Genomic DNA, 26,999 nt, shown 5'->3' on the forward strand with positions numbered 1-26,999 from the left:
TGGACCTGGGGTCCTGCTGCATTGAACTCGTGCACGACCCAGCTATCCAGTCATAATGGAGGAATCTCAATGAGTCAACGTTATCGAATCACAAGAGCATTACAGGACAATGACAATTCAGCGAAAACCATAACATTAGAAGAGTGCAAACAGTATTTTTCGTCTAAGCCTGATTTTTCCTATACCTCCGTATTTACAGTGACAGGCTCTACCAGCATGTCCATTGAAGGGGATTTTTTCATGTGGAGCTACGGTGATGCAAAGATCCCATTTCGGTACTATCAAGGGGATATTTACGTATCCGGCACCAATGAAGCCGTGATTCCCAAAATGATTGAGGTTGCAGGCGAATTGGGTGCGGATGTAATGGAAGGATAAATTTAAATTCGAGTAAAGAAACGAAGTCGATTTATGAACGGATTTGCATGATTCATTTCTTTTATGGGAATCTTATGGATGAAATGGAGGCGATCTTGTTGAACAAAAGTCAACAAATAGCAAAAATACAACAATTGGCTGAAGGTAAAATCGCGTTTCAAGCCAATATAGACAAGCAGGCTTTTGTAAATAGTCAGGTACAAGAGGATCTCCCGGAAACGCCTGATCAAGACCAAGATAAGCGATAAGCGTTCCACATTTCAATCCGTGTTCGTGACATGACAAGAAGCCATAATTCGGTGAATACCGGACTAAGGCTTCTTTGTTGCTTGAAAACTGGATCATACTGGTAATTGTGTTCGATTAACTTAACAGATCGCTCTCTTCAGGCAAGGTTGATCTCCCTAATCTTATCAATCGGCACCTTAGGCTTGCGCTCCTCCGTCAAGAGCCCATTCACCTCTTGCTGAACGTCGGTAATTTGCGTATAACAATACCCTACGATGTAATCTGTCTGCTTGATAGCTTCGTGAATGCCGCGGAAGCGTTCAAGAAACACTTCTTCCGAACCAACCTGACCGCCGTAGCCCCAGCCTTTGTCAGACTTGAAGGCAATGCCGCCAAATTCGCTGACGATGATCGGCTGTCCCTTGTAGCTGTAGCCGTCGGCAAAAGCGTATTTCCATTGGTTGAAGGTCTTCTCGTTGTTCACGATTTCGTCCTTGTTCGCATAACGTTTAAGGAATCGCTCCTTTGTTTCCACATAATCATGCAGCGTCAATATATCAGATACCGTATGCTCCCAGCCGTCGTTTGTTATGACCGGGCGATTCGGATCGAACGCCTTTGTTAAATAATAGATCGATTCGGTAAATTTCTGCTGCCTTTGATCCTTGAAAATGTTCATGATGCCCCACGATTCGTTGAACGGAACCCACGTGATAATGGAAGGATGATTATACTGCTGACGAACGACCTCCATCCACTCCAATGTAAAGTTTTGAACCGCATTATCATTAAATTCGAAGGTCGCAGCCATCTCGGACCATACAAGTACGCCTTTGACATCACACCAGTACAGGAACCTGGCGTCCTCCACCTTCATGTGCTTACGGACACCGTTATACCCCATCTGCAGAAGGAGATCGATATCCGCGATCAGTGCATCCTCGGAAGGCGGCGTCAAATGGCTGTCCGGCCAATACCCTTGATCCAACAGTAACCGCTGGTAGATCGGAACATTGTTAAGCAGCACCTTGCCTTTCTCAATGGATATTTTTCTCATGCCGAAATAAGAGTAGACATGGTCAATCACGACATCGTCACGGTACAGAATAAACTCAACATCGTACAGATTCGGACGACCTGGGGCCCAGTAGCAACGCTTCCACGGTCCGTTCATTTCGTGAACGAGATCGACCTCCAGCTGCAGCCAAGAGCGGTCAATCATCAAGCTTGCCTGCTTAACCTGACGGCCCTTCATCGTAATAATCGTTTCCAGACGAAGCCTGCTGCCAGAGTGGACTTCGCCTTTGACCTGGTACTCAAAGCGAACGGTTGCGGAATCGACATCCGGCGTGATTTTCACCGAATCGACGTATTCCCGATCTACATACTCCAGCCAAACGGTCTGCCATATACCCGTCGTCTGTACATAGAAGCATTCAAAGTTATCGTCCACCCAACGCTGCTTGCCACGAGGCTGGGTCGTGTCTATACTGTCTTCCACCTTGACCGTCAGCTCGTTGGAAGCTCCGATGGTTACAAAAGGTGCGATATCGAAGGTAAATGCTGAATAGCCACCTTGATGCTTTCCAATGTATTCGCCGTTAATCCATACTTTTGCGATATAATCAACCGCTTGAAAATGCAGCAGAATTCGCTTGCCAGCAGCTTCCAACGGGATGTTCAGCATTCTGTTATACCAGACGTAAGGATGGTGGGCTTCTTCACCAATGCCACTTGCCACCGTCTCGTAAGTGAAAGGAACGATTATCTTATTGTCCCCGCCGAAGCTTCGCTGCCACCCCTTGGATTCACCTTCATTGGCATCATCGAAACCAAAGCTCCACTCACCGTTCAGATCAACCCAGTTATCCCTGACAAACTGAGGTCTCGGATAATTTTTTACATATTTCTTTGTCGTCATTTCGTTCGTTTCGCTCCTCTGTTTATGCTAGTGGCAATCGCCATCCTGTTAGCGCGTTATTTCCAATACGTAGACGGATGATGCCCTTAGTTGACAGCTCACTTGACTTTGCGAAAATTGTATTTCATGGGATACGCAAACAAGGAGATCCGGATTGTGCACACTGTTGATGGATTCATAATCATTCGCTGTTAACTCAAATAAACGGGCTGTGCCTGAGTCTGAGAATCCGGCCAGCTGCACTTCGGTCAACGCTGCTTCGAGACTTCGGTTGACTATAAAGACGGTCAGCTTATCTCCGTTAAGATTCATACAAGCCACGACGTCTAGATCCGGTAGACTATCAAGCTGTGGTTCAGCAGCCACAAGACTATCCACTTTAAAAGTACCACATTCGGTATGACTGTTTACTACATGACCCAAGTCACGGTTTGCATACATTTTTATCGCATGATAAGTCGGTGTGCCATAGACAGTCAAAGACTTTCCGCTCCAGCCTGTCGATTTACCGCGAAACTGATCGGCATAGAAGTCCCCCACCCTGATGCATCCACCCAGCCAGCCATTAACAAGATCGGAGAAGCTGCCAATCTCCACCAGGTCGCTGTTTCGAATAAACTCATTCAAATTCGCCGCATTGGCAACCGCTGCTTCCAGCGTGTGCTCATGAGGAAGACCCTTACGAATGGTATTCGGAGCATACATCGTATTATATTCAGTAATAGCCAATTTCAAATGGGAATACCGTTGATTGGAACTGAACATTTCTCTTAATTGCTGTATGGATGCCCTTGTCCATTCTGGAAAGGAAACCATTGCCTTATAACGCTCATCCTTTGGCGTATGCTCATTCATCCCAAAACGTGAGTACCCATGATATAGATGCAAAGTCAAATAATCGATATGCTCTGCGGCTCGCTCTATGAGAGTCTTGTTCCAATCCATTCGGACGTCTCCGCAAGCCAACAGCTTGATCCCATGATCAACAGCCTTCATGGCTTGGGCAAAGCTAGCATAACGTTCAGCAAACTGCACAGCGCTGCAGTGTCCCACCTGCCAAGGCCCCCATACTTCGTTGCCAATCTCCCAATACCTCACGCCATACGGCTCGATATGTCCGTTGGCCGCTCTTAAGCTTCCCATTGGCGTATCGGCAGCTCCGTTACAATATTCAACCCATTCAGCCGCTTCTGCCGGCGTACCCGAACCATCATTTACGCAAATAAGCGGCTCCACATTCAAAGCACGGCAAAACTGAATAAATTCATCTGTTCCAAAGTATTTATTCGTCCATCCACCCCATGCTTCATTCACTACACAAGGGCGCTCATACACAGGGCCGATTGCCTGCTGCCAATGATAAGCACTAATATAATTCCCGGCAAGCCGCATCATACCGGCGTTTAAATCACGGGTCATATCTATAACTTCCTTACGCACATTGCCTACGCTGTCGGAAGGCAGCAGCGAAATATGATCCAGCCATAACATTCCCGTGGATACGTGTTCCAGCCATCGCTCATGTTCCGTTGGCACATATAGTCTGAACTCCGCATGCTCGCAATCCCGCCCAACCGCGAGACGCGACTCATAATGCTCCCAGTTATGGCTTGTGATATCGATACGCCTCGAACCGAGCACTTCTCCGCTCATGGTATCCACAATCTCTGCAAGCACAAACCTGATTTCAACAGAGGCTCTTGCATACAGAGCCAAATCATAGCCATCCCCATCTTGTTTCACGGCAATGGTCTGGCTTATTCCTGCGTAACCATTATCATCGCTATACATTCGTACCAGCTGACTATGACCCGAATGATGCTTGGCAGCAGGCTCAAGAGCATATAGGGTGCTTTTTCCATTTGTATAAGGACGCCAGCTGCCGGAAAGCCCCCTATAGGTACCATCCACGCTTTCAAAATCCATATCTTTCAACGGATAAGCCAGCATCGCATCCATATGATCACGAATATCTTCCACAAAATGTCCAAAGATGTAAGGATTAATTGTATCGCTGGCGACTTGATCAGCATTCACTTGTATTTTGGCTCTTGCAAGTACCATCCTCTCACAACTTCCTTCCTTTTATTATCCTTTTAGAGAACCTATCATGACGCCCTTAACAAAATGCCGCTGTACAAAAGGATACATGATCAGCACGGGCAAGCTGGATATAATGATGACCACATATTTGATGCTTTCAGCCAGCAGCACCTTCGATTCGAGCCCCACGTTACTGTCCACGGCATCTGCCTGACTGACCATAAGAATTTCACGCAGCACGAGCTGCAGCGGGTACAATTCCTTGGTGCGGATATAGATCAAAGCATTGAAATATGAATTCCAATGACCTACAGCGTAAAACAGGACCATAACAGCTAATATCGGCTTGGAAAGCGGCAGTATGACATGGGTTAACAGCCTCCAATTTGAACAGCCATCAATATGTGCAGCTTCCTGCAGCTCCCACGGAATACTCGTTTGAAAATAGGTTCTCATTACAATTAAATTATAGGTGGCAATTGCACCCGGAATAATGAGCGCCCACATCGTATCTACCATTCCTAAATTTTTGACAATTAAATAGGATGGAATCAGTCCCCCGCTGAAAAACATCGTAAGTGTTACAAAAAACATAATGCCTCCCCGTCCGGGCAGGTCGGGTCTCGAAAGCGGATAGGCAGCCAATGTGGTCATGAGAATATTGATCAACGTGCCTACAAACGTATACAAAATGCTTTTACTATAACCATTCCATATTTTTTCGTTGTGAAATACATTTTGATAGGCTTCCAAGGTAATCTGCTTGGGCAGCAGGTACACCTCGCCATTCAGTACCAATGCAGGATCACTAAAGGAAGCACTCACGATGAAAATTAACGGGTACAGCACGATGACTAAAATAAGTAAGGCTAATGCATTTACGACGGCATTGAATAGGGTTTCATCTGACAACGTTTTTTTCAATTTGTGCTCTTTCAACACATGGTCACTCCTCACCATAAGCTTGTCTCAGCCTTTTTACGGGCAAAGCGATTCACGAGCACCAGCAGCGTCAGGTTGACAATTGAATTAAACAAGCCTATTGCAGCCGTATAGCTGTACTCCCCTTTAAGAATACCTGCGGAGTAGACAAAGGTGGATATGACATCGCTCGATTCCAGGTTCAGATTGTTTTGCAGCAATAAAATTTTCTCAAAACCGACATTCATAAAATGTCCTACATCGAGAATAAGCAGGATGACGATAACGGGCAGTATACCTGGAATGGATACATGCCAAATGCGCTGCAATCGATTCGCTCCATCCATTTTGGCTGCTTCATACAGCTGCGGGTTGACTCCGCTAAGCGCAGCAATATAGATGATCGATTGCCAACCCATATTTTGCCATATGTTAGAACCGATAAAGATTGGCTTGAACCAGGCAGCTATATCCAGAAATCGAACAGGCATCCCGCCAAAGGCTTGAATCACTGTATTAATAGGACCTCCACGCGGAGATAAAAACAACATCAGCATACCCGCCATAACGACGACCGAAATAAAATGGGGAATATAAGTAATGTTTTGCACAATCTTGCTGAATGCTTTGGAGCGGATTTCATTAATTAGCAGCGCCAAAGCAATCGGAATGGGAAAAGCAAACAGCAGGGAAAACAAGTTAATCGAAATGGTGTTCCACAACAGTCTCCAGAAATAGTAAGATTCTACAAAGCGTTCAAAATGATCAAAGCCCACCCATGCACTACCCAGGATCCCCTTGGCCGGACTAAAGTTTTTAAATGCAATTTGCAAACCGTACAAAGGCCCGTAATGAAACACAAGGTACCATACGATAGGAACGAGCAGCATAAGGTAAAGATCGTATCGACTGACTATCGATTTTAAGAGGCTGGAGCGCCTCGATTTGGATCGAGACGCAACGCCTACAGGTTTTGCTGTACTCTTCATCTGTAGCCCTCCAACCATCATGGTGTTCTTATTTTTGCTTTTTGAGGTTATCGTAAGCTTCCTGGTACAGCTTTTGCAGCTCTTCCACGTTCATTTTCTTCAAGGTGGTCTGGAATTCTCCCCACTTATCGAAGCTAAGGGCACCTGCAATAAATTTTGTGCTCTGCTCCTCGTAATATTTATCAATATCGTTACGCAGCACATTTATTTTTTGAGCCGTTGCTTCGTCGAACATGGGAGCTGCATAACGAACCTTAGGCATGAACGGATCGAGCTTCTTTTGAGCTTCCTGAACCTGCGGCGGATTAATGTAGGAAGCGACCTTGTCACTAATCAGATGCGGCGCCCCGCCTCCGGCGTATGGAGTGATTTTGGATTGATTACCTGTCGCCAAAAAAGCATCGGTATAATAAGGAACGCCGTTCCGCAATTCATAATTTTCACCTTGACGGCCGAAGCGCAATAAGGTGGAGCCTTCATCGCTATAGAAATAATCCACCCAGCGCATTGTGGCCTCCGGATTTTTGTTCACCGAGGTGATGGCAAAAGCTCCGAAATCCCGCGGTACCGGTTGCGCCAGCTGCAGCCTGTCGCCATGCGGTCCCTTGACCGGTGCTATGCCGATATATTGATCTGCAACTTTAGTATCCAGCATGGGATTATTCGTCTGATCAAAGAAGAAGCCGGTATTTCCTGACCCTTGCTTGGCCAGATATTGAGCTTCCTTCTGAGTGAATAACTCCTGATCCAGCAGTTTTTCCGAATACAGCTTATTCAAGTACACCAGTAACTCCTTATTCCGATCGCTTCCCATCCAAATATTAACCTTGTCATTCTCCAGGTTAATGTTATAACCCAACTGGAAATCCAAACCAAAAGATCCAGCCATTATAGGCACGATGCTCAAGCCGTTGCGCGCTGTCATCGGAATCTCGTCCTGCTTCCCGTTGCCGTTAGGATCTTTATCCCGGAAAGCTTTCAGCACCTCGTACAGATCATCAGTAGTCTCAGGTTCCTTAAGGTTTAGTTTTTTCAGCCATGCTTGATTCATCCATCTCTTATCGGTTCTGGCTGCGTTGACGGTCACAATACCCGGTATGGCATAGATATGGCCCTCAGGTGTTGTTATGGCTGGACGTATCTCGGGATACGTATCCATTAACTTTTTAAGGTTTGGGGCATAAGAATCAATCAACTTCTCGAGTGGGATTAATTGACCGCCTGAACCATAGCGAGTTGCCTCTAAAGGCGTAAAGCCTGAACGGTACAACACATCAGGGAGTTCATTGGCGGCAAACAACAGGTTTTTTTTCTCAGCAAAACCGTCCGTCGGCGCCTCGATAAATTCCACCTGAATATTGCTCATTTTTTCATAATCCTGAAACACCGGCATTTCCTTAAAGGGCCCGTTGGTTGGCGCTATTCTCGTGAACATTTTCAGCTTAAGCGGTTCTTTGACAATTGGAAATCCGCTTGGACTTACCGTATTTGCCGATTCTGCCTTGGATTTATCATCATTTTTCTTATTCGTATTATCCGGGCTGCAGGCCGTAAGTGTTAAACCAGAAACTACTACAGTAGAAAGCAGTACCGTCCCCCAATTTCTCTTCATTCTTTCGTTCCCCCTATTTTAGTTATTCACCTTCACGCTAAGAAAGCGTTTTCTAAAGGATGCTTTTATTATAGTAAAACTTTTTCTATAAAGGACTCCACATATATGACTTTCCATTCTACTTTTTTGACGGTTTCCGACTATCGATATACACCTGCGGCGTCATACCCATAATGATCTTAAAGACTTTAAAAAAATACGTGTAGTTAGTAAAGCCGACTTGACTGCTAATGTGTTTCATTGAATAGGAACCGGATTCCATCAGCAGGCAGCTGGATTTAATACGCACGCGGTTTAAATACTCCGTGAAGGTCATTTGTGTTTCCTCTTTGAACAGTCTGCTTAGATAGGAAGAATTCAGATTAATGGCACTTGCCGCCATTTCCAGAGAAATGTTCGAAGCATAATGATCCATAATAAATTGAACAGCTTGCGAAATATGACGAGAGTAGGTTCCTCTCCCATGCTGCTTCTTTATAGCGTCAACCATACATGTATAGTAATCCGACAACCACTGCTCAAGCTCGTTAACGCTTCTTAAACGTACAAGCTCACTCCGAGCAGTAATCATCCTGTTATCTTCTATGGTTACATGAGGAAAATGCCTCTTCAGGGACTTTTCCACAATACGAAGCATTTCGCTGACAATAATTTGTACCGGCAAGGAGTAGTAAGGCTGATTCCTGACCGTTGCAAAAATCGATGTGATGACTTGTTGAATTTTTTCCCCGTCCAGCTGCTCCAAAAACAGCTGCAATTGCTTCTGTTCCTCGATAAGCAGTGTATCTCTCTGGGTAGAAGCACTCAATTCCTGAAAAAACTTGTCGTTCATCAGCTGGTTTGCTCTGCTATAGCTGGCGGCAAGCTGTCGCAATCTCCCGCATATCGGTCCAAACGCATACACGCATTGTAAATTTATAAACTTCTCCAGAGCATGGGAAAGGCTGCTCATGGTTTGATTCATTTGGGCTGAAACCGTGTGTTCACTTCTTTCTGGTGAGGAAAATAGGACAATAAAGCGCCCCTCCCCCACATAGGCTGCCATCCGCTTATGAATGTCTCCTACCGCCATCTGCATAACATCTGTGACCTGCTGCACAAACCGGTTCTTTTGCACATCCGTATAAGCCTCTGTCAACAGCAAAAAGGGGACGATTTGTACCGCTGCAGCTACATAATTGACTGAATGGGTAAAGAGCCCATTTTCCTGCGCATAACGCTGCAGCTCTTCCCCTGCCTCTGGTACTTCTCTGGCCAGGTTTGCTGCATATTCGCGGAGAATAATAGGACTTAGACGCTCAATCATTTTCGTTTGAACACTGCGAGCCTCATGCTCCCGTTCATCGTACTGCAAATTTTGAACCGCCTTATTCAATAACGATAAGAGTGCAGCCGCGTTCAAACGATGCTTAAGTAAATAGTCCATCGCCCCGTTCATCAGGCAAGTTCTCACATAATCGTAATCGTCAAAGCTGCTAAGCATAATCATCTTAACCTTTGGAAATCGGTTATGAATAATGCTGCTCAATTCCACACCATTCATGATCGGCATACTCACATCCAGAATCGCGATATGTGGAGCCTGCTGCTCTATGAGGGAAATGGCCGTAGCTCCGTTATGAGCTTCACCACATATTGTAAAACCGTGCTTCTCCCAATCAATCAAGCTTTTCACATCGTTGCGTGCTAATGCCTCATCGTCAACCAGTATAACCTTAAACATATTTCATCCCTCCTGTCACACACTTTCCGTACCTGGCAGCAGTGGAAATCTGATTTCCACCTTGGTATACTTCTCTGGCTCACTGTTAACAAATACGCCGTAAGGCTCCCCGTACAATCGAACTATACGCTCGTGTACATTTCGGACACCCATGCCGCTGAAGCGTGTATAAGTCTCGCCCTTGTTCATGTCAAACAGCGCCTCAATCTGTTCATTTGTCATGCCTTTGCCATTATCCCTGACTTCAAGTCTCAGCTCTTTCTGCTCTTCATATACCCGAATCCATACCAAGCCTCCATGCTCAGCAGAAGCAATTCCATGTATAATGGCGTTCTCTACAATAGGCTGCAGCATTAACTTTAAAACACGGTACTGCAATAACTGTTCATTCTCGATTTCTATATGGACATCAATAGGTTCCACGTATTTGTATTTTTCAATATTTACGTAGCTGCGGACATAGTGAAGTTCCTCCTGCAGCGTAAGAAACTCATTGGAATTGCCCAGCACGCCGCGCATGAGCTCGATCAAGGATTCCGACACCTCTTCAATGTTCGGTACCCCGTTTAATTTGGCCAAATATTTGACCGTATTCAGTGTATTGTACAGAAAATGAGGACGGATTTGAGCTTGCAAAACAGCCATCTCTGCCTCATGCTTCTGCTTCTCGCTCGTCTTTATTCCCTCGAGCAAGCGCTTAAGCTCTTCTACCATACTCTTGAACACCTGGTACAGCTGACCTATTTCATCCTTGGAGCGAATCTCTACGGCCAGCAGCGTCATGTTTCCTTCACTTACATGCATCATCATCGATTTAAGTCTTCGAATATTTCTTGTCATTCTTGAGGAAACCTGCAAAGAACTAAATAAGATAATAATAAATACAACAATAGCTACTTCAGCTAATACATTGCGAATCCGTACCGTTTCACTTAGCAGTGATTCCATAGGAACGAGTGCCAACGTGGACCACCCTGTATAATCCGATTTCCGGCTAATGACAAGGTAAGACTTTTGATTGATCACCTTTTCAACCGTAGCGCCCAAGCCGACCATTTCTTGATTTAGCCTGATGATCGTTTCCTTTTCAAGCAAGCTATTGTTCGGCTGGTATATAAATTCATTGTTCTCGTCTACAACAAACAGCATGCTATCCGAGGTTGGTTTAACGTCATAGATTTTCTTAATAAATTCACTATTGAGGTCGAACATCACGACACCGATTGCTTCCCGGTTATAGCGAATCTGGCGACCGGTGACAATAGAATCATTAGCGCCTGTTTGGTGAAAATAAACATGACGTGAACTATTTTGATTTAAATAGTCCATCATGGGTGTTTTTATAACATTTTTGTCCAACCAAGGGGATCCAACGAAAAAGACCTTTTCGTTCAAGCCAATGACAGCAATTCGCGAGATATATCCTTTATAGGCAATGACAGCGGACATAAACTCCTCGATCCGCTTTTGTTCTTGAAACCACTCATAGCTTGCTTCCTCTGTAGTGCTTAGCAGCGTATTAAGCACTGTTTTATTGGTTATGACAACCGTGTTTAAGTGATCTATTTCCTCCAGTCGGATATTTAAGGATTCGTCCGCTTGCCGTATGCTATCCATCACTGAAGAAAACGCATTGTTCTTAACAGTTTCTCTCATATACAAATAAACAATACTCGTCACAGCAACGATTCCAAGCAGCGTGACCAGACTAAATGCAACAAAGATTTTCCCCTGAATGCTTCTTGTGGGCGAAATCAACTTTTTAACAGAGAAAAACTTCATTAACTGGCAGCTCCCTTCGCTACAAACGCTTTCATGATTTGATCCCAAACAGCCCGTTTTCTGAAGGAAGACGGACTACTTGGCAAATTTATACGCGCCGATCACTTGCTTGTAATCTTTATATTATCGAACATAAAAGAACCCTTGGTACCCGATCGAATGCCTGCCTTGCCGGTTGTAAACGCATTAAAGTCCACATAATCAATGCTGGGCTTGGACTGCTTGTCAAGGAACACCTGAATACGGCTGCCTTGGACACGGACCTGAACATGGTAGGTTTTATTATTTTGTAATTCTAAATCTGTTTTTTGCAGCAGAATGGAATTATAGTTACATTTTTTTAAAGATATTTGACTGCCGGTAAGAGATATATAGTAACCCGTTAAGCTATCGATAACCTGAGCTTTGTGAACCGATTCGTTGCTAACACGAACCAGTAAGCCACCATCGCTGTTCGGCTGTGTACTTAGCCCCAGTGTAATATCCGCTTCCACTGTATAATCGCTCCAGGTAGTTTTTCCTGTAAACGCCATATTGGTTTGATCCGAATCCGACTTCATCCCCCCTTGACCGACGGTCCATCTGTCGTTGTAGGTCCAGTCACTGAACATGCCGTTTGCCAAGTCACCGCCCTTACCAAGAGGATACACCAAATGGACGGGCTTGTCTTCAACCCTGTAAAGATCAAAGCCCATAAGATCGGCCCTGCCCTTAACCAATTTAAGCTTGAGGGTGTGCAAATCAGCCTGGAGAGTGAGGACTCCGCCGCCTTTTACCTTAGTCCATTCCGATACAGCGGGCTCAGACAGAGCAGGCAGGGGAATATCGATATTTCCCAAAAGTTGATCATCCGAATGGACAGCCAATACTGCCGCTTCCTTCTGATTCATCAATCGTACATCCATCCCATAGGTGGCGGCTTCCTTAACATTAATGTTGTACTGCAGCCAGTCTCCTATGTGGTTCAGCTCGACGTAATACGAATTGTCTTTACCTTTGCCAATAAGAGTATGATCATCGGGACGTATAGGATTTGGGGATATCGTATCATTGTTCATATGATACCCTCTGCCCTCGCCTTTCAGGTAATGCACAGCTTCAATACTTCCCGGCAGCGGCTTATAGGCGTCATAGTCACTTGATCCATTAACTTCATTGCTAAAGGCCGTATAATCGGGATGCAGCATCAGTCCCTCATATATATAACCGATTCCGCCTGTGCCCAGACCCTCGAGCTTTAGCTCCAGCTTGTGCATGCCATCGAAATAAACAACGCTCCGCGAGGAATCCTGCTCGATGCGAAGCATATGCAGATTGGACAGATCCAGGTTAGAAGGTAACGCAGTGGTTCCCATAGTGCGTCTCTCCCCATTGATCACCTGAATCAGCTCCAGCTTCATATCTGCAGCATGAACAATAGCCATAGCGTAATGCTTGTCATCCCGGTAACCGAACACGGCTCCAGCGTAAGCCCTCTCATTTTGCCCGGTAATATCTGCTTTGAAATTAAATTCCGCAGTGAAGCTAGCATCCGTCTGCTGCTTGCTCGCTATGATTTGTACGTCTCCATGTGAAAGCATGTTCCAGTTTGCTTCCATACCTACTTTCTGAATCCATGTAGAGAAGTCAGCTTTGCCGGGCGCCCGCTGAGCAAAATGAGTCGGACCCAGCACACCCAATTTATCCCCATTAAAAACCAGCCTATCAAGATTCAGGTACCGGTCATGTCCTACGCCAGGGGCTATGGGATTCTTGTTATTGTGATAAGCGATGTAATACGAATCAAGATCTGGCCCAATGACTGTTGAGCTGTGCCCCAGCCCATGAAAATCGTTGGTGGTGCTAATAATTAAGGGATTGTTATAAGGCGTTGTAAAATCGCCAAGCGGGCCGTTCGTGGAGATGGCGTAGTTCACCCTGTAGCCTGCACTCATAAGGTGATTGCCGGATTCCATCATAAAGTAGGTTCCGTTTCTTTTGAACAGCGTTGGCCCTTCCGTCCAATGATCCATGCTCGTTCCCGTTAAAACCATTTCGGGCCCAAACGTGTAGGGGTCCTTCATTTCTCTCCCGCGAATCCCTTTGGAACCGGCATGATAGAAATACCACTTGCCATCATCGTCAATATAAATCGAGCCGTCAATGCTCATCCCCAGGTTGTCCGTTTGTATAGTGAATGGACCTGTTGGACTGCTGCTCTTCAGGACATAGTGGCCTTTTCCATCGGGGGAAGTCACCATATAGAAGGCCCCGTTCCAATAAATCACCTCCGGGGCGTACGCCATCTTTAAACGGTTGTCCTTAGCCACAATGCCTTCGTAATTCCAGTTCACCAGATCCACTGAACTCCACGCACGGACGTCTGATAGACCGAAATGAGTGCTGGGATACAGATAATACATACCGTTGTATTTCAAAATATATGGATCTCCTGCCGGATAAGATCGTCCGTTGCGGGGATCGTTAGCATATTGCTCCTTGGCTGTCGCCATTAATGTCATACTATTGGTATAGGTATTCAGGTCCTTTAGCTTTTCAATCATTCCCGTACCCTCCATGCTAGCAGCAGTTGTTTGTGTGGTCTCCGTCGACTTGAATAGCAAGATTGCTGAAATCCCTCCCGCGATCAAAAGACACAAGACTGCAAACCTTTTAAAATTCACACGTTCACTCTCCTTTATCCCAATATCATGCACCATACATCAGAAAAAACATGAATCCAATCCGATCAGGAGCTTGATTCATGTTGTTTTCTTATTCAGAACAAGGCTCTATGCGCATCCTTTGTCCGTCTCCCTCGGCTTGAAGAAGCACAATTCCCACACGGGTCCGAAACGGATCGGTTCAATCATTACCAAAAAATGTAGACATCAGATCCACTCTTTACAGTGGAACGGAGTAGATGCTCACATTCTTCATACCTCCGTCAAGGCTGCTTTGCTTCCTTGACCGCCGAAGACATCTATTCCAAATCTTGCTCCATAGCCACCCGCGCTATCATGCGTACTTACTAAAACAAACTGTGTTTACGGTAATTATATCGTGGTTTGCACAACTTCTTAATAGAGAAAGCGGTACATCAGGTGAGGAAAACAGACATAAATACCCCTTTTCATCAAACTCCCATGCTTCATGAGACGATTAGCGGTGGAAAATCCCAATCGCCATATGCCTTCTTCATGTTATCGACGACATGAAAAAACCATGCTATATCATTCTCTTTAGTCAGATACGATGGAGCTCCTTCTTCAATTCCAAACTCCGTTATATCCGTTACGACCGGACCGATATAGGATCTCTTCTTACACAATAATCCGTCTGCCAATGCAATATCTTTTCCATCATTTCTAAGAAATAACTGAATCCACTCATCAATTGCACCACGTTGAGCATATTCCATTGCACATTTAGTACTGCCATATATCTCCTTGATTGAATATAACCTATTTTACACTACTGCTAACAGGGTATAGTGAGATACACAGAGATGTAAGCGAAGAATTCCTACTAACATGTCGATTCATTTAAGGTCGAACCGTTCCCATTCCAACCCACATTCAGATGCAGTCCTTCTGATATAAATGGATAATGTCACAGCTGCACCTATTACTTCGAATATCGCTTTCACCGAAGCCAGCTTAGAGCTTATTGAAGGACAAGAGCAAAAAAACCTTCTCAATGCCCTCCAAGTAAAGGAGTCGCGGAAAGAAGGTTCGAAACTAATCTATTTACAATTGCAAATAATCCTTTGCACTTTTAAATCAGCTCTGCTGTACTACCGATTCCCATGTACGGTCACTTTCTTCACCTGTTGCATTTAAGTTCGGTGTAAAGTGGCCCATAACTTTTGTAATCGATGCGGCGGCTTCAAGTCGCTCCGGATTCGTTAAATCGATCATGGAAACAGATAGCTTCCCTTGATTTAACTCGATCATTCGATAGCCTAGAATGTCAAGGCAAGCAGCTGTCTGTATAAAGCTCCATTGCTCCTTATGAACGATTGAATTGCTATGATTATGCCCGCATATATAGTAACCATGGCCCTTCTTGGCAGATAAAACGGGCCACATCTCATATTCCGAGTGAATTGCATGCATTCGCTTATCTGAAAATTGAGTGGTTCCTTCTATGGGATGATGACCGAATAAAATCATCGTTTTTTCACCGGACTCCTGTATCAGCTTTTTCAGCCAGACCATTTGTCCTTCATCGATTTCACCGCCAAAATCCTTCCAGTCCATTTCTTTAGTTGTATCGAGGAATACAAGTATGGCATCATCCGTATCGACTGCACTATAACGCTGCTGGCCTGTAATCTTCAAAATTTCATCCTTGGGCATCGATACGGTGTCATGATTGCCCAGTATATGAACAAATTTTCTGTTGTGGGCATGGTTTTGAATAGCACCGAAAATAAATTGCAATTCATCTGCTCGGCCTTCATTGGTGAAATCACCGATTGAAATATGGTAGTCCGCTTCAGCATCCAAAAACTCTTCCAGTAACCCGCCAAAAAACTGATCACGAACCATATGAAACTCCGCTTTGCTTTGCATGCAAGGATAATGAAAATCTCCCATAACTGCCAGTTTCATAGTATAGCCCCCAGTTTATTATTGATAATGATGGTGCGGGTAACGAATGAATGATGTTAAAGACATCCTCAGTACTCCATTTGAAAGTATGCCTAAGGCTACAAGAGGACCTTTTGCATGCGCTTTCTTTTGTAATAAACCCAGTACTTGAATCCAATTTCTTTTAACTTATTGCTAACCTGATCCCAATCATCGCCAACCCGCTCCGGTACATGTGCGTCTGACCCAAATGACACATCGACACCATAAAACAAGGCTCGTTCCAGAATCGAATCAGATGGATACCAGCCGCCGCAATCTTTTGTTTTTCCTGAGGTATTGATTTCAATAGAAACATTACATTCGGCGATGACCTGCAACGTTTTGTCAACAGCATCCGTAGGGATATCAGAAAATTCGGGATAAAAACCTTTCATCGCATCAATATGTCCCAGAATTTGAAATATACCACTGCGTGCAGATTGACTTATCAAATCGTAGTAATAATTTTTTTGCGTTAATTTATCTTCGTTGGAAAGTCCATCCCAGCGCCGTTTATTAAAAATACTCGTACCTTCGGTCCAATGAACCGACCCTATAATATAGTCAAAGGGATACTGCGCATACACGTTCCGATACACATCTTCATAATGAGGAAAAAAATCAGATTCAACGCCGAGCAGTACATCGATTTTGCCTTTATATTCCTCTTGTAATCGAAGCACCTCATTAATATAACTAGGAAATTCACTTTTGGCCATTGCGATGTTTGAATGCTCTTGGTCTACGTCACTTCCGAAGAATGGGGAATGATCTGAAATACCCACAACGGTTAAGCCTTGACTAATGGCGGATTCGATATAATCACGGATTACACCTTGAGCATGTCCGCATCTATCATGATGCATATGTAAATCAAATTTAGTCATCTGTCTGTCACTCCATCTATGCGCGATTTTCAACAATTGATTTAAAAAGTTCTAAATGATCCGTAGTAACTAATGCGGACGGGTATGCTTGAAGAACGAGCTTCATATCTTCTGCGGTATCTACAGGCCAAGCAACCAGCTGGCACTTATGATCCTCTATCATTTGATAATACGCTTCTGTCATAAAAGGCAGCTTAACAGCCATATACCTGGCTCTAATCTCCTTCATGAATTCAAATATATGAGGCATGTTTCCGACAAAGGATACACCCAGTTCAATGTCCTTCGATAGCTTTCGCAAATTCATTAAGGCAAAATGATCTAATGAAAGCAGGTATACCTGGTCCATCATATCGGTTTTATGAATAACATCCAGAATGGCTTGCTCTATCCCTTTGTAAAAATTCCCCATCTGCTTCAAGTCAATATTGACAACCATTTTGTTCTTAACGAGTAATAACGCTTCTTCCAAGGTAGGGATTGTCTCTGTTCCACCTACTAGGAATTGCTTCAGCTCTTGAACAGTATAATTTTTGATATAACCTGTACCGTTGGTCAGACGATCTAAGGTCGCATCGTGCATAAGAACAGGTACTCCATCCTTACTCAAATGAACATCCAATTCCAGCTGGGAAAACGACAAGTCACATGCTGCTTGAAAAGAGGCTAATGTGTTTTCATTATACTTTGCCGGGTAACCTTTGTGAGCTATTCCTCTTATTTTCAAAGCTTCAACACCTCTCACATTTATGGACATATGCTCAAAAATGATGAATTTGACCAATTTATTTTAGCACGTAACCTAAATGTTTACAATACTGTTTTCTGACAATTCTAACACAAGCCGAGGCAGACAAAACATGCTTTTCATCTACCTTTTAATTAAAGCAACAAGGAGCCAGTCACCCTGACGCTGCTGGGCACACAGCTGACTATAAGCAATATTGGTTATAAGCTTGACTATGACGATCCACAATTTAATATTTACATCAGCAGTCGAATTCCAGAGGCAAAGATAACATAAGAAAACCTCTATCGAGGCCTTTCAAAGATGAGCGACCGCGGTTCAGAGGTAGGTTTTCTTGAAACATAAGAATCCTTCAGCTCCGCTGAAAACTTAGAAATTCTTATGTTATAAAAAAACCGCCCTTTTGGTTGGCGGCCGTGAAGAAGAATATTTACAAATAATTGGTTAGGGTAGTCTTCAGTACCTCTATTATTTTACTTTGCCATCAATAATTTTCCTTTTTTATTGAGTTTGTTCTCCATACTTCTCTCTCATTGACTGCATGGAGATCTTTATGGTGGTGTTCAACGGCAGCTGATCTTCTTTATTCATAGTCCATTGCAGCAGCTTTCGCTCTAGCGTGGTACGGATCTTCAAGCATGCCGGATCTTCAATGCGGTTGTGAAGCTCATGAGGGTCCTGTCGCAAATCGTATAGCTCACCCTCCCCATTTGCATAGACGCACAGCTTCCATTCATTCGTACGAATGGCCTTGCCTTTACCTATCCACGCATCCAAATACGCGCACCAGACAAAATACCGCTCGTCAAAAGGATGCTGCGGACGCTGCGTAATGTCCGACACTTTCACAGGCTCTCCGTGCTCTCCGCTTTCAATGACAATAAACTCACGGGGGGTATATGGAGGGTTTCCCTGCAGGAATGGCGCAAGGCTTCGTCCCTGGCATCCCGGCGGTATCGGCACACCAGCCAGCTCGAGCAGCGTCGGCATAACGTCAATGAGCTCGACCGGATGCGGCGTGCGTTTCGGACCCGCATACCCTGGGGTCGACATGATAAACGGTACATGATTAAATGAGTCGTAAAAAAAGTTATGCTTTTGAATGATACCGTGCGCTCCCATAGAATCACCATGGTCGGACGTGAAGATGACAATCGTCTGCTCCGTAAGTCCAAGTTCATCCATCTTGGCAAACACCTTGGCCAGAGTATCGTCAATAAACCGGATCATGCCGTAATGTATAGCGCGCACTTGGCGAATTAGCGCTTCGTCGGCCGTATCCATCGCATCCATCAGGTGCGCAACCTTTACCCTCTCCGGCTTGCCCTCCAGGGTATCGACGGGTGGCATCGGTACGTCAGCCGGATCAATCATACTTGCATACGGCTCTGGCGCTTGGTAAGGCGTGTGCGGATCGGGAAATGACAGCCAGGTAAAGAAAGGCTTCTCTTCATCGCGGACATTATCCAGATAATCCAGCATCGTTTCACCCAGCAGAAAGGTCCCACACTTGTTCAAGGGAGCCGGATTGGTGCCGTGGCCAAGCGGACTGTTCCAGCAATGCTTCACGGCCCATTCATGTGCAGCTTTTATGTCAGGATCATCGCGGTACCCGTCCACCAGATGCCCGTGCTCACCAAGCCGAATGTAGTCGAACACTTCGTACAACGTGCTTGGCTGCTCAGGAACTCCTCCCGGATAATACGACTCGTTATTATTCATAAAGGCGTGGTTTTTACCGATGATCGCGGTCTGATAGCCATGCTGCTTCAGCACCTGCGGCAGTGTGACTTCGGCAGGGTTAATAAGCATATGGTTAGCATGAAGGTTCAATGTCGAGCAGTAGCGTCCTGTAAACATAGAGGACCTGGAAGGCGAACACGCTGGATAGTTGCAGAAGGCCTGCTCAAACACGACCCCTCGCTCCGCCAAACCTTCCAATGCCGGTGTTCGCAATGCCGGATTGCCGTACAAGCTCAACGTTTCCGCCGTCTGCTGGTCTGTTTGGATTAACAGAATATTAGGTTTTTTCATACTCCAGTGTCCCTTCGAATTTGGTGATAGAGGTTTATGCTTTTTTAAGTTGTTAGCCCTTAATCGAACCGATCATGACGCCTTGCACAAAATATTTTTGAACAAAAGGATACAACAGCAGAACTGGAATACTGGACACGATGATGACCGAATATTTAATGCTTTCCGCCATCATCACCCGTTCCGTCATGCCCGCTCCGTCGAGACCCATGTTATCCGATTGATTAAGGATGAGAATTTCGCGCAAAATCAACTGAAGTGGAAACAGCTCCCGGTCTTTTAAATAAATCATGGCGTTGAAATACGCATTCCAGTGACCCACGCCGTAAAACAACACCATGACCGCTATAATGGGCATTGATAAGGGAATTACGATGGTCAGCAGCAACCGAAAATTAGATGCCCCATCGATCCAGGCCGATTCCTGAAGCTCGTAGGGTACGCCATTCTGAAAAAAAGTCCGCATGACGATAAGATTGTAGGTTGAGATGGCGCCGGGTATAATCATTGCCCAGACGGTATTGATCATTCCAAGCGATTTAATCAGAAGATAGGTCGGGATCAGTCCCCCGCTGAAAAACATCGTAATCGTGATGATGAACATTAACGCCGTGCGTCCCGGTAAATCTCTTTGCGAGAGCGGATAAGCCGCCAGAATCGTCAGTATGATATTGACGAAAGTACCGATCAATGTATACAGGATCGTGTTGCGAAAACCACTCCAGATCGATTCATTCTCAAACACGTGCAGATAAGGAGTGAAAGTAAACCCTTGAGGCAGCAGCCACACCTTGCCATCAATAACGCTTATCGGATCGCTAAAGGAAGCGCTGACTACAAACAAAAGCGGATACAGTACAAGCAAGAGCACAATCCCGGCGATGGTATAGACGAGTGCATCAAAAATCCGATCATCACGGGAACGAACTGCTTTGGATTCATTAACCACTATTCTAGTCTCCTCCTACCATAAGCTGGATTCCGTTTTTTTGCGTGCCCAAGCGTTTACGACAATGAGCAGCACAAAATCGATCACCGAGTTAAATAGACTGGCTGCAGCCGTATAACTGAACTGGCCTTGCTGAATCCCATTTTTGTAGACGAAGGTCGCCAATATTTCGCCTTTACTCGCGTTAACCGGATTTTGCATCAGCAGCGCCTTCTCGAAGCCCACATCCATCAAATGCCCCATTTGTAAAATAAACATAATCATGATCGTCGGCAATAAGCCCGGTAGTGAAATATGCAGCACCCGCTGAAGCCGGGTCGCCCCGTCCATTTTGGCCGCTTCGTATTGAGTCGGGTCAATGCCGCTTAGTGCAGCCAAATAGATGATGGAGCTCCAGCCCATATGCTGCCACACGTCCGAGGACACGAATATCGTCTGAAACCATTCCGCCTTGCGCATGAACGGGATCGGATCGACACCGAATAGTACGAGCAACTGATTGACTTTCCCTGTTTTCAAATCGAGAAACACATTGAGCATGCCGACGATAACTACCAGGGATAAAAAATGAGGAATATAGGTAACGTTTTGCACCCATTTTTTCAAACTTTTATTATGGATTTCATAAATCACCAGTGCCAGCAAAATGGGAATCGGAAATCCGACCACCAAGGAGTAAAGGCTTAGCGATATTGTATTCCACAGCAGCTCCCAGAAATAAGAAGATTCGAAAAAACGTTCAAAATGCTTGAAGCCCACCCAGGGACTGGAATTAATACCCCGGCTTGCCGAGAAATCCTTAAAAGCAATCTGGATCCCGTACATCGGAAAATATTTGAACACAATATACCAGATGAATGGAATTGCCAGCATAATATAAAATTCATATTTGGATACTATCCGCCTCCAAAGCTGATGTCGCGGTTTATTTCGTACCGTCGATGCTATGATATGCGTGTTCATGAACGGATCACTCCCCACAATCTAGATGGGACAGGATTGCCGGTTGGCACTCCCGTCCCGCAAGACCTCCAATCTCGGCAGACATTTATTTATTCATTGCATCGAAGGCTGCTTGATACGCTTGCTCAAGCTCGTCGACTTTCATCTTTTTCAGTGTTGCCGTATATTCTGTCCACTTATCAAAGCTGGTCTCACCCAAAATAAATTTGATCGCCGACTCCTGAACAAATTTATCAATATCTGCTTTAATCGGTACGACTTTATCGGTAGCTTCTTTATTGAATATAGGCGACCCATACATCACTTTGGAGGTGAATTTCTCCGAAACGGCGGAAACTTCTTTTGTTTTATCGCTTAACACAATGTCATCAACAATGATCGTCGGGAACCCGCCGCCCGGTACAAGGTTGACTTGACCCAATGCGGCCATAAACCCGCGAGGATCGTTCTTAATACTGTCCATGATGACCGGCTTACCATCTTTCATCGTATAGCTCTGTCCTTCAATTCCGTAGTTGAAGAATTGACTCCCCTCTTCGCTGTAAAAGTAATCAACCCAACGGATAGCCGCCTCAGGGTTTTTATTGACACTTGTGATGGCAAAAGTGCCGATAGGCGATGCAAGTGGACTGCCTGTGCTGAGCAGCTGATCGCCATGAGGCCCTTTAATAGGGGCCATACCCGCAAATTGATTTTCGACCTTGCTAAATGGATCGGATGCATAAATAAAGAACATGCCATATAACGCTTGTGACAGATTGCTGCGCCACTTCGGCAGATCCTGGGCATAAAAGTCCGCATAAAGCAGCTTTTCGGCATACAGCTTATTGAGGAACATCAGAAGTTCCTTATATCTGTCGTCACCAACCCATAATTTCACCTTATTGTTATCGATATTGGCGTTGGTCCCAAGTTGACGATCCAAACCGAACGAACCGGCGAACGTGCTAAATACCATACCCGGATCACGCAATCCAAGCGGAATCTCGTCCTTTTTGCCATTTCCGTTCGGGTCTTGATCGCGGAAGGCTCGCAGCACTGTGAACAGCTCATCGACATTTGTTGGCGCTTTCAGATTCAGCTTTGCCAGCCACTCTTGATTAATCCATATTTTATCTCCGCGGCCCGCGGCCTGGAGACGAATTACCGGCAATGAGTAGATGTGGCCATCCGTAGCTGTAACCGTTTTTTTGGCTTCCGGGTATTGATCAAACAGTTTTTTCAGATTAGGCGCATATTTCTCGATAAGACCCTCTAGGGGAATCAGCATTTGTTCCTGCATCCCGTATTTGGAAATATCCGTATTGCTTAAATCCGCCCTCAGGAACAAGTCCGGCAGCTCATTGGAGGCGAACAACAGATTACGTTTCTCTGAGCAGCCTTGCGTTGGTGTTTCCTCATAAACCATTTTAATGCCGCTTTTTTTCTCGTACTCCTTCAGCACCAGTACATCCTTCCATGCCGCTTGGTTGGGATCTTTACAGCCAAATACCCGCATGGATACGTCGGATTTGACGATTGGGAAACCGCTTGCATTTAATGCCGAATTGGCCTTGTCACCTGCAGCTGCTGGTTCTTCCTTAGTAGCTTTGTCTCCAGACGAACAAGCGCTGAGCAGGGAAGATACAGCCAGCACTGCTGCAAGCGTTGTTGTTAGCATTTTCAAATGTCTCATACAATTTCAGCCCCTTTTCTCTTCAACTTTCTAACTGAAATTATTATAGACCGTAGAGGAAGACGTCAGCGTACTACATTTTTATAATAAACATCAAATTATTGCTATATTACTTTCCATACTTGCTCGCATACACGTGAGGCGTTTCTCCGATATGCTCTTTGAACACTTTAATAAAATAGCTATAGCTATTAAAGCCGACCTTTTGATAAATTTCTTTGATCGAGCAGGCTCTCGTACGAATGAGCTGTGTGCTCCGCTCGATCCGGTAAGACGTTAAATATTCGGTGAAGGTCGTTTCGGTCTCCTCTTTAAACAGTCTGCTGAGGTAAGATGGCGTGATATTCAGTTGGTCTGCCGTCTCTTCAAGAGTGACTCCGTGCCGGTAATCCTGCTGGATTCTCTGAATAGCCTGAGCTACATAACGGGAATACCGGACGGACGTTTGGACCAGGCGCAGTTCTGCCAATAGCTTTCCAAATAATAGTTGAAGGTCGCGTTCGAGCTCCATCGCATTTTTCGGAGCTATGGGGCTGGCCTTCATTTCCTGAAAAATCCACTCCGGGTCCAGACCCGCTTTTTGTGCGATTTTGACGGCAAGCTGTATGAGCTCAGCACTGGCACGTGCACTCCCGCGAGGAAAAGCGACCTCATCTGCTGCGCAATTCTTGGCGATAGTCCGCATAATCCGTGACGTTTCTTCGGTATCGCAGGCTTCCGCGGCCGCAAGCAGTTCTTTTTCTTGGCTAATGGAGACGTAGGATACAGGAGTCCCACCCACCCGTAATGCCTTTGGCGTATATCCCTGCAATTCGTCCAGCTTATGCTGCAGGCTGGCATACTGGGCCGATACCAATGCGAGTGAGCGGAACATGCCGGTTTGGACAAAAAGAGCAGCTGAATTAAAATACAGTTCAAGCGATTTCCCCAGCCTTGCTTTTTTCGCTTCAACCCATTGAAGCAGACCGTTTTCGCTTCGCTCATTCTCCTTGGATAGCAGCACACCGAACGATCCCCGCTCCAAATAAACGACGCAGCCCGCTTCCGCTATAATCTGCAAGGACATGTCAGTAACCGAACGGATAAACAAAGTCAGCTCCTGCTCGTTCATCCGCATATGCAGCACATCGAAATTCACCAGCTTCATCAACAGCAGTACATGCACCTGATCATCCCTTCCATAAGGAAGGTCCTTAAAATACTCATAATATTTATTCTGCTCAGCGGGCGTACCAGCACCGATTAACAGTTCTTTAAGATAGCTTTGACTAACCGCAGGACCAGCAGCCTCCCATTTCAAACGCTCCCGCTGGCGGTCGTTTTGCTGCTTAAGCTCAACCTGCAGCTTCGCCTTAACCTTCTCCAGCACATGAATGAGCGTGTCTGCTGAAAGCCGATGCTTCAGTAAATAATCCATGGCACCGTAATGCAAGGATCCTCGAACGTAATCATAGGAATCGTAGCTGCTGAGGGCTATGATTCTTATTTGAGGATAGCGCTCGGATAAGTGGCGAATCAGCTCGATACCGTCCATTCCGGGCATATTCATATCAACAATCATCAAATGAGGGTCTATTTCCCTAACGAGCTGGAGTGCTTCCAATCCGTCTCCCGCTTCAGCGCATAATGTAAAACCGCATCGTTCCCAATCAATAATGGACCTTAGGTGGTTGCGAACAAGCAGCTCGTCATCAACGGCTATGACTTTCAATAACATGGTTTTGCTCCCTTCTCACTTGGGGAATTGTAATTTCTACCGTCGTAAACACCCCGATTTGACTGTATACCGTTAGCCCATAAGGCTCCCCGTAGGTAAGCTGCAGCCGCTCCCTTATATTACTAAGTCCTATGCCCCCAAATTGACCGTGATCTGCATGTCCTTGACGATTACATAGCCTTTCAAGTAGATCAGCAGATATACCGATCCCATCATCCGTTACGCTAAGCCTGAGTTGTTCCGGACCATCGCAATATACTCGAATCGATATGGTGCCTTCCTGATCTGTGGTCGCGAGGCCATGATTCATCGCATTTTCGACTATCGGCTGCACAATCAGCTTCGGGATGAGACAATCTAATGCCTCGTCCTCTACCTTTACGTTCACCGTAATCCGATCTAAAAATTTATATCGCTGGATGCGCACATAACGTTCCACCTGCTCAAGCTCCTCCTGGACCCGAATCATCTCGCGCTTCGGATCGATGGCAAATCGCATCAGCTCAATTAGGGAGCCAGAGATTTCCTCGATATTGGCTGCATGCTGTATCCGTGCCAAATACTTGATCGTATTCAACGTGTTATATAAAAAATGCGGCTTGATCTGAGCCTGTAGTGCCCGATATTCGGCTTCACGCCGCTCGCGCTCCTCAGACTTGACCTTATGCAGCAGCTCCTGAACATGATCCATCATGGAAACGAACATTTCGCTAAGCTGACCGATTTCGTCGTTGTTTTTGATCCGGGGCCTTGCATTGATGTGTCCCTCCCGAACGAGCTTCATGGCGCTATGCAACCGCTTTATATTTTTGGCCATCTGTTTAGAGAGGAAAATGGAGATGAGCAGAACGGCAATGAGCACGACAACGGCCATTGTAATGGTCTGGTTTCTGATGCCGTTCACCTCGCTCAATAACACGCTTAACGGTACCATCGCAATTGTTGACCAGCCGGTATAAGCCGATTGGAACTGCACGACCAAATATGACCTGTTCTCCATCACGAGCTTGCTGCTTTTCCATTGACCAGGGACTGCACCGGAAAGCAGGGAGATTAGCTCCTGATCCTGGAGCTGTGTGCGTATTCTTTCAGATCTGGAATCATAAATAATGGTTCCGCTTTCATTTGTTACTGAAACAACCGTTTCGGATAACGGCTCAATGTCGTAAACCTGCTTGACGAGATTGGGATCGAAATCAACAATACATAGTCCGATTAGATCACCATTTGACAGCACAGGACGTACAAGCATGATCCGCCCGTTGCCGGAGGGATCAAAGAGCAGGTGCCTCCGATTCTCGCGGATGCGCGGGTCCTCCCAAAGCGATTTTACAAATTCTGGATTACCCCTGCGGTTGCCGGTATAGTAAACCAAGTCTCCCTTGCCTATAACGGTGATCTGCTGCACGTAATTTTTGAAGGCGGTCATGGAGCTTAGAAATTCCTCTACTGCTTTCTTTTCCTTAAACCATTCCAGCGTTGGCGCCTCCGTCTGACTCAGGAGACTTTGATGAATTAAATCCCGGATTACTATGGCTTTGGCCATATTATCGACCTCCTCGACCATCGACTGCAGGTTCGTATTCGCCCCCTGGATTCGGTCAGAAATATAGGAAGTCGCGTTACGCTCAATGACCTTGGCTGAGTTGTAGTAAGAGCTATAGGCAATCGGGATGATTGCAAGAAGAACTGCCAATCCGAAAGCGGTGAACATCTTTCCTTGGATCGTTTTCACTAATGACGCCCTCCTATGAAGGTTAGATTGATTGAGAAGTGTGGGGAAAAAATCTTTATAGTAGGTTATTGTATCACA

General features: G+C 45.4%; 20 protein-coding genes. 2 read left to right on the top strand and 18 right to left on the bottom strand.

Annotated elements, in window-relative coordinates:
- Positions 1-69: 69 nt before the first annotated feature.
- Entirely contained in the window at positions 70-378 is a 309-nt protein-coding gene (locus tag NST47_RS36715; protein WP_341159512.1) for a hypothetical protein, read from the top strand.
- A 98-nt stretch (positions 379-476) separates the two neighbouring features.
- Entirely contained in the window at positions 477-626 is a 150-nt protein-coding gene (locus tag NST47_RS36720) for a hypothetical protein (RefSeq protein ID WP_341159513.1), read from the top strand.
- Between the two features lie 137 nt (positions 627-763).
- On the opposite strand, the gene NST47_RS36725 is transcribed toward NST47_RS36720, so the two are convergent.
- The 18 genes from NST47_RS36725 to NST47_RS36810 form a co-directional block, all read right to left on the bottom strand.
- A complete protein-coding gene (locus NST47_RS36725; RefSeq protein ID WP_341159514.1) occupies positions 764-2,527 on the bottom strand; it encodes a glycoside hydrolase family 2 protein in 1,764 nt (587 codons plus the stop codon).
- Between the two features lie 48 nt (positions 2,528-2,575).
- A complete protein-coding gene (locus tag NST47_RS36730) occupies positions 2,576-4,591 on the bottom strand; it encodes an alpha-L-arabinofuranosidase C-terminal domain-containing protein (RefSeq protein ID WP_341159515.1) in 2,016 nt (671 codons plus the stop codon).
- Between the two features lie 24 nt (positions 4,592-4,615).
- On the bottom strand, positions 4,616-5,509 hold the full coding sequence (locus tag NST47_RS36735; RefSeq protein WP_341159516.1) for a carbohydrate ABC transporter permease: 894 nt from the start codon (positions 5,507-5,509) through the stop codon (positions 4,616-4,618).
- Between the two features lie 14 nt (positions 5,510-5,523).
- Entirely contained in the window at positions 5,524-6,480 is a 957-nt protein-coding gene (locus NST47_RS36740) for an ABC transporter permease (RefSeq protein ID WP_341159517.1), read from the bottom strand.
- 28 nt (positions 6,481-6,508) lie between these two features.
- Complete coding sequence (locus NST47_RS36745; protein WP_341159518.1) at positions 6,509-8,092, bottom strand: extracellular solute-binding protein; 1,584 nt, start codon at positions 8,090-8,092, stop codon at positions 6,509-6,511.
- Between the two features lie 118 nt (positions 8,093-8,210).
- Positions 8,211-9,815, bottom strand: a complete 1,605-nt coding sequence (locus tag NST47_RS36750) for a response regulator transcription factor (RefSeq protein WP_341159519.1) — start codon at positions 9,813-9,815, stop codon at positions 8,211-8,213.
- 15 nt (positions 9,816-9,830) lie between these two features.
- A complete protein-coding gene (locus NST47_RS36755; RefSeq protein ID WP_341159520.1) occupies positions 9,831-11,597 on the bottom strand; it encodes a cache domain-containing sensor histidine kinase in 1,767 nt (588 codons plus the stop codon).
- A 101-nt stretch (positions 11,598-11,698) separates the two neighbouring features.
- On the bottom strand, positions 11,699-14,140 hold the full coding sequence (locus NST47_RS36760; RefSeq protein WP_341159521.1) for a family 43 glycosylhydrolase: 2,442 nt from the start codon (positions 14,138-14,140) through the stop codon (positions 11,699-11,701).
- Positions 14,141-14,727: 587 nt separating this feature from the next.
- Complete coding sequence (locus NST47_RS36765) at positions 14,728-14,997, bottom strand: hypothetical protein (protein ID WP_341159522.1); 270 nt, start codon at positions 14,995-14,997, stop codon at positions 14,728-14,730.
- 361 nt (positions 14,998-15,358) lie between these two features.
- On the bottom strand, positions 15,359-16,192 hold the full coding sequence (locus NST47_RS36770; protein ID WP_341159523.1) for a metallophosphoesterase family protein: 834 nt from the start codon (positions 16,190-16,192) through the stop codon (positions 15,359-15,361).
- Between the two features lie 98 nt (positions 16,193-16,290).
- The gene (locus NST47_RS36775; protein WP_341159524.1) at positions 16,291-17,100 is read right to left on the bottom strand and encodes a histidinol-phosphatase; all 810 of its coding nucleotides are present in this window, start codon (positions 17,098-17,100) and stop codon (positions 16,291-16,293) included.
- 16 nt (positions 17,101-17,116) lie between these two features.
- The gene (locus NST47_RS36780) at positions 17,117-17,827 is read right to left on the bottom strand and encodes a glycerophosphodiester phosphodiesterase (RefSeq protein ID WP_341159525.1); all 711 of its coding nucleotides are present in this window, start codon (positions 17,825-17,827) and stop codon (positions 17,117-17,119) included.
- A gap of 522 nt (positions 17,828-18,349) precedes the next feature.
- Entirely contained in the window at positions 18,350-19,882 is a 1,533-nt protein-coding gene (locus NST47_RS36785) for a sulfatase family protein (protein WP_341159526.1), read from the bottom strand.
- 52 nt (positions 19,883-19,934) lie between these two features.
- Positions 19,935-20,831, bottom strand: a complete 897-nt coding sequence (locus tag NST47_RS36790; protein WP_341159527.1) for a carbohydrate ABC transporter permease — start codon at positions 20,829-20,831, stop codon at positions 19,935-19,937.
- A 15-nt stretch (positions 20,832-20,846) separates the two neighbouring features.
- On the bottom strand, positions 20,847-21,794 hold the full coding sequence (locus tag NST47_RS36795) for an ABC transporter permease (RefSeq protein ID WP_341159528.1): 948 nt from the start codon (positions 21,792-21,794) through the stop codon (positions 20,847-20,849).
- Between the two features lie 85 nt (positions 21,795-21,879).
- A complete protein-coding gene (locus NST47_RS36800) occupies positions 21,880-23,469 on the bottom strand; it encodes an extracellular solute-binding protein (RefSeq protein ID WP_341159529.1) in 1,590 nt (529 codons plus the stop codon).
- Positions 23,470-23,578: 109 nt separating this feature from the next.
- Positions 23,579-25,186, bottom strand: coding sequence for a response regulator transcription factor (locus tag NST47_RS36805; RefSeq protein WP_341159530.1), 1,608 nt, complete (start codon positions 25,184-25,186; stop codon positions 23,579-23,581).
- Positions 25,161-26,921: a sensor histidine kinase gene (locus NST47_RS36810; protein ID WP_341159531.1), complete on the bottom strand. Its 1,761-nt coding sequence runs from the start codon at positions 26,919-26,921 to the stop codon at positions 25,161-25,163. The genes NST47_RS36805 and NST47_RS36810 overlap by 26 nt, the downstream gene beginning before the upstream one ends.
- Positions 26,922-26,999: the final 78 nt, after the last annotated feature.

It is taken from the genome of Paenibacillus sp. FSL H8-0034, from assembly GCF_038000305.1.
Taxonomy (GTDB): domain Bacteria; phylum Bacillota; class Bacilli; order Paenibacillales; family NBRC-103111; genus Paenibacillus_S.

What these genes read in the sequence shown, in the direction of transcription:
- NST47_RS36715 (WP_341159512.1), top strand. Translation starts at nt 70, where the DNA reads ATGAGTCAACGTTATCGAATCACAAGAGCATTACAGGACAATGACAAT.
- NST47_RS36725 (WP_341159514.1), bottom strand. Translation starts at nt 2,527, where the DNA reads ATGACGACAAAGAAATATGTAAAAAATTATCCGAGACCTCAGTTTGTC.
- NST47_RS36730 (WP_341159515.1), bottom strand. Translation starts at nt 4,591, where the DNA reads ATGGTACTTGCAAGAGCCAAAATACAAGTGAATGCTGATCAAGTCGCC.
- NST47_RS36740 (WP_341159517.1), bottom strand. Translation starts at nt 6,480, where the DNA reads ATGAAGAGTACAGCAAAACCTGTAGGCGTTGCGTCTCGATCCAAATCG.
- NST47_RS36745 (WP_341159518.1), bottom strand. Translation starts at nt 8,092, where the DNA reads ATGAAGAGAAATTGGGGGACGGTACTGCTTTCTACTGTAGTAGTTTCT.
- NST47_RS36750 (WP_341159519.1), bottom strand. Translation starts at nt 9,815, where the DNA reads ATGTTTAAGGTTATACTGGTTGACGATGAGGCATTAGCACGCAACGAT.
- NST47_RS36755 (WP_341159520.1), bottom strand. Translation starts at nt 11,597, where the DNA reads ATGAAGTTTTTCTCTGTTAAAAAGTTGATTTCGCCCACAAGAAGCATT.
- NST47_RS36760 (WP_341159521.1), bottom strand. Translation starts at nt 14,140, where the DNA reads ATGATTGAAAAGCTAAAGGACCTGAATACCTATACCAATAGTATGACA.
- NST47_RS36765 (WP_341159522.1), bottom strand. Translation starts at nt 14,997, where the DNA reads ATGGAATATGCTCAACGTGGTGCAATTGATGAGTGGATTCAGTTATTT.
- NST47_RS36770 (WP_341159523.1), bottom strand. Translation starts at nt 16,192, where the DNA reads ATGAAACTGGCAGTTATGGGAGATTTTCATTATCCTTGCATGCAAAGC.
- NST47_RS36775 (WP_341159524.1), bottom strand. Translation starts at nt 17,100, where the DNA reads ATGACTAAATTTGATTTACATATGCATCATGATAGATGCGGACATGCT.
- NST47_RS36785 (WP_341159526.1), bottom strand. Translation starts at nt 19,882, where the DNA reads ATGAAAAAACCTAATATTCTGTTAATCCAAACAGACCAGCAGACGGCG.
- NST47_RS36795 (WP_341159528.1), bottom strand. Translation starts at nt 21,794, where the DNA reads ATGAACACGCATATCATAGCATCGACGGTACGAAATAAACCGCGACAT.
- NST47_RS36800 (WP_341159529.1), bottom strand. Translation starts at nt 23,469, where the DNA reads ATGAGACATTTGAAAATGCTAACAACAACGCTTGCAGCAGTGCTGGCT.
- NST47_RS36805 (WP_341159530.1), bottom strand. Translation starts at nt 25,186, where the DNA reads ATGTTATTGAAAGTCATAGCCGTTGATGACGAGCTGCTTGTTCGCAAC.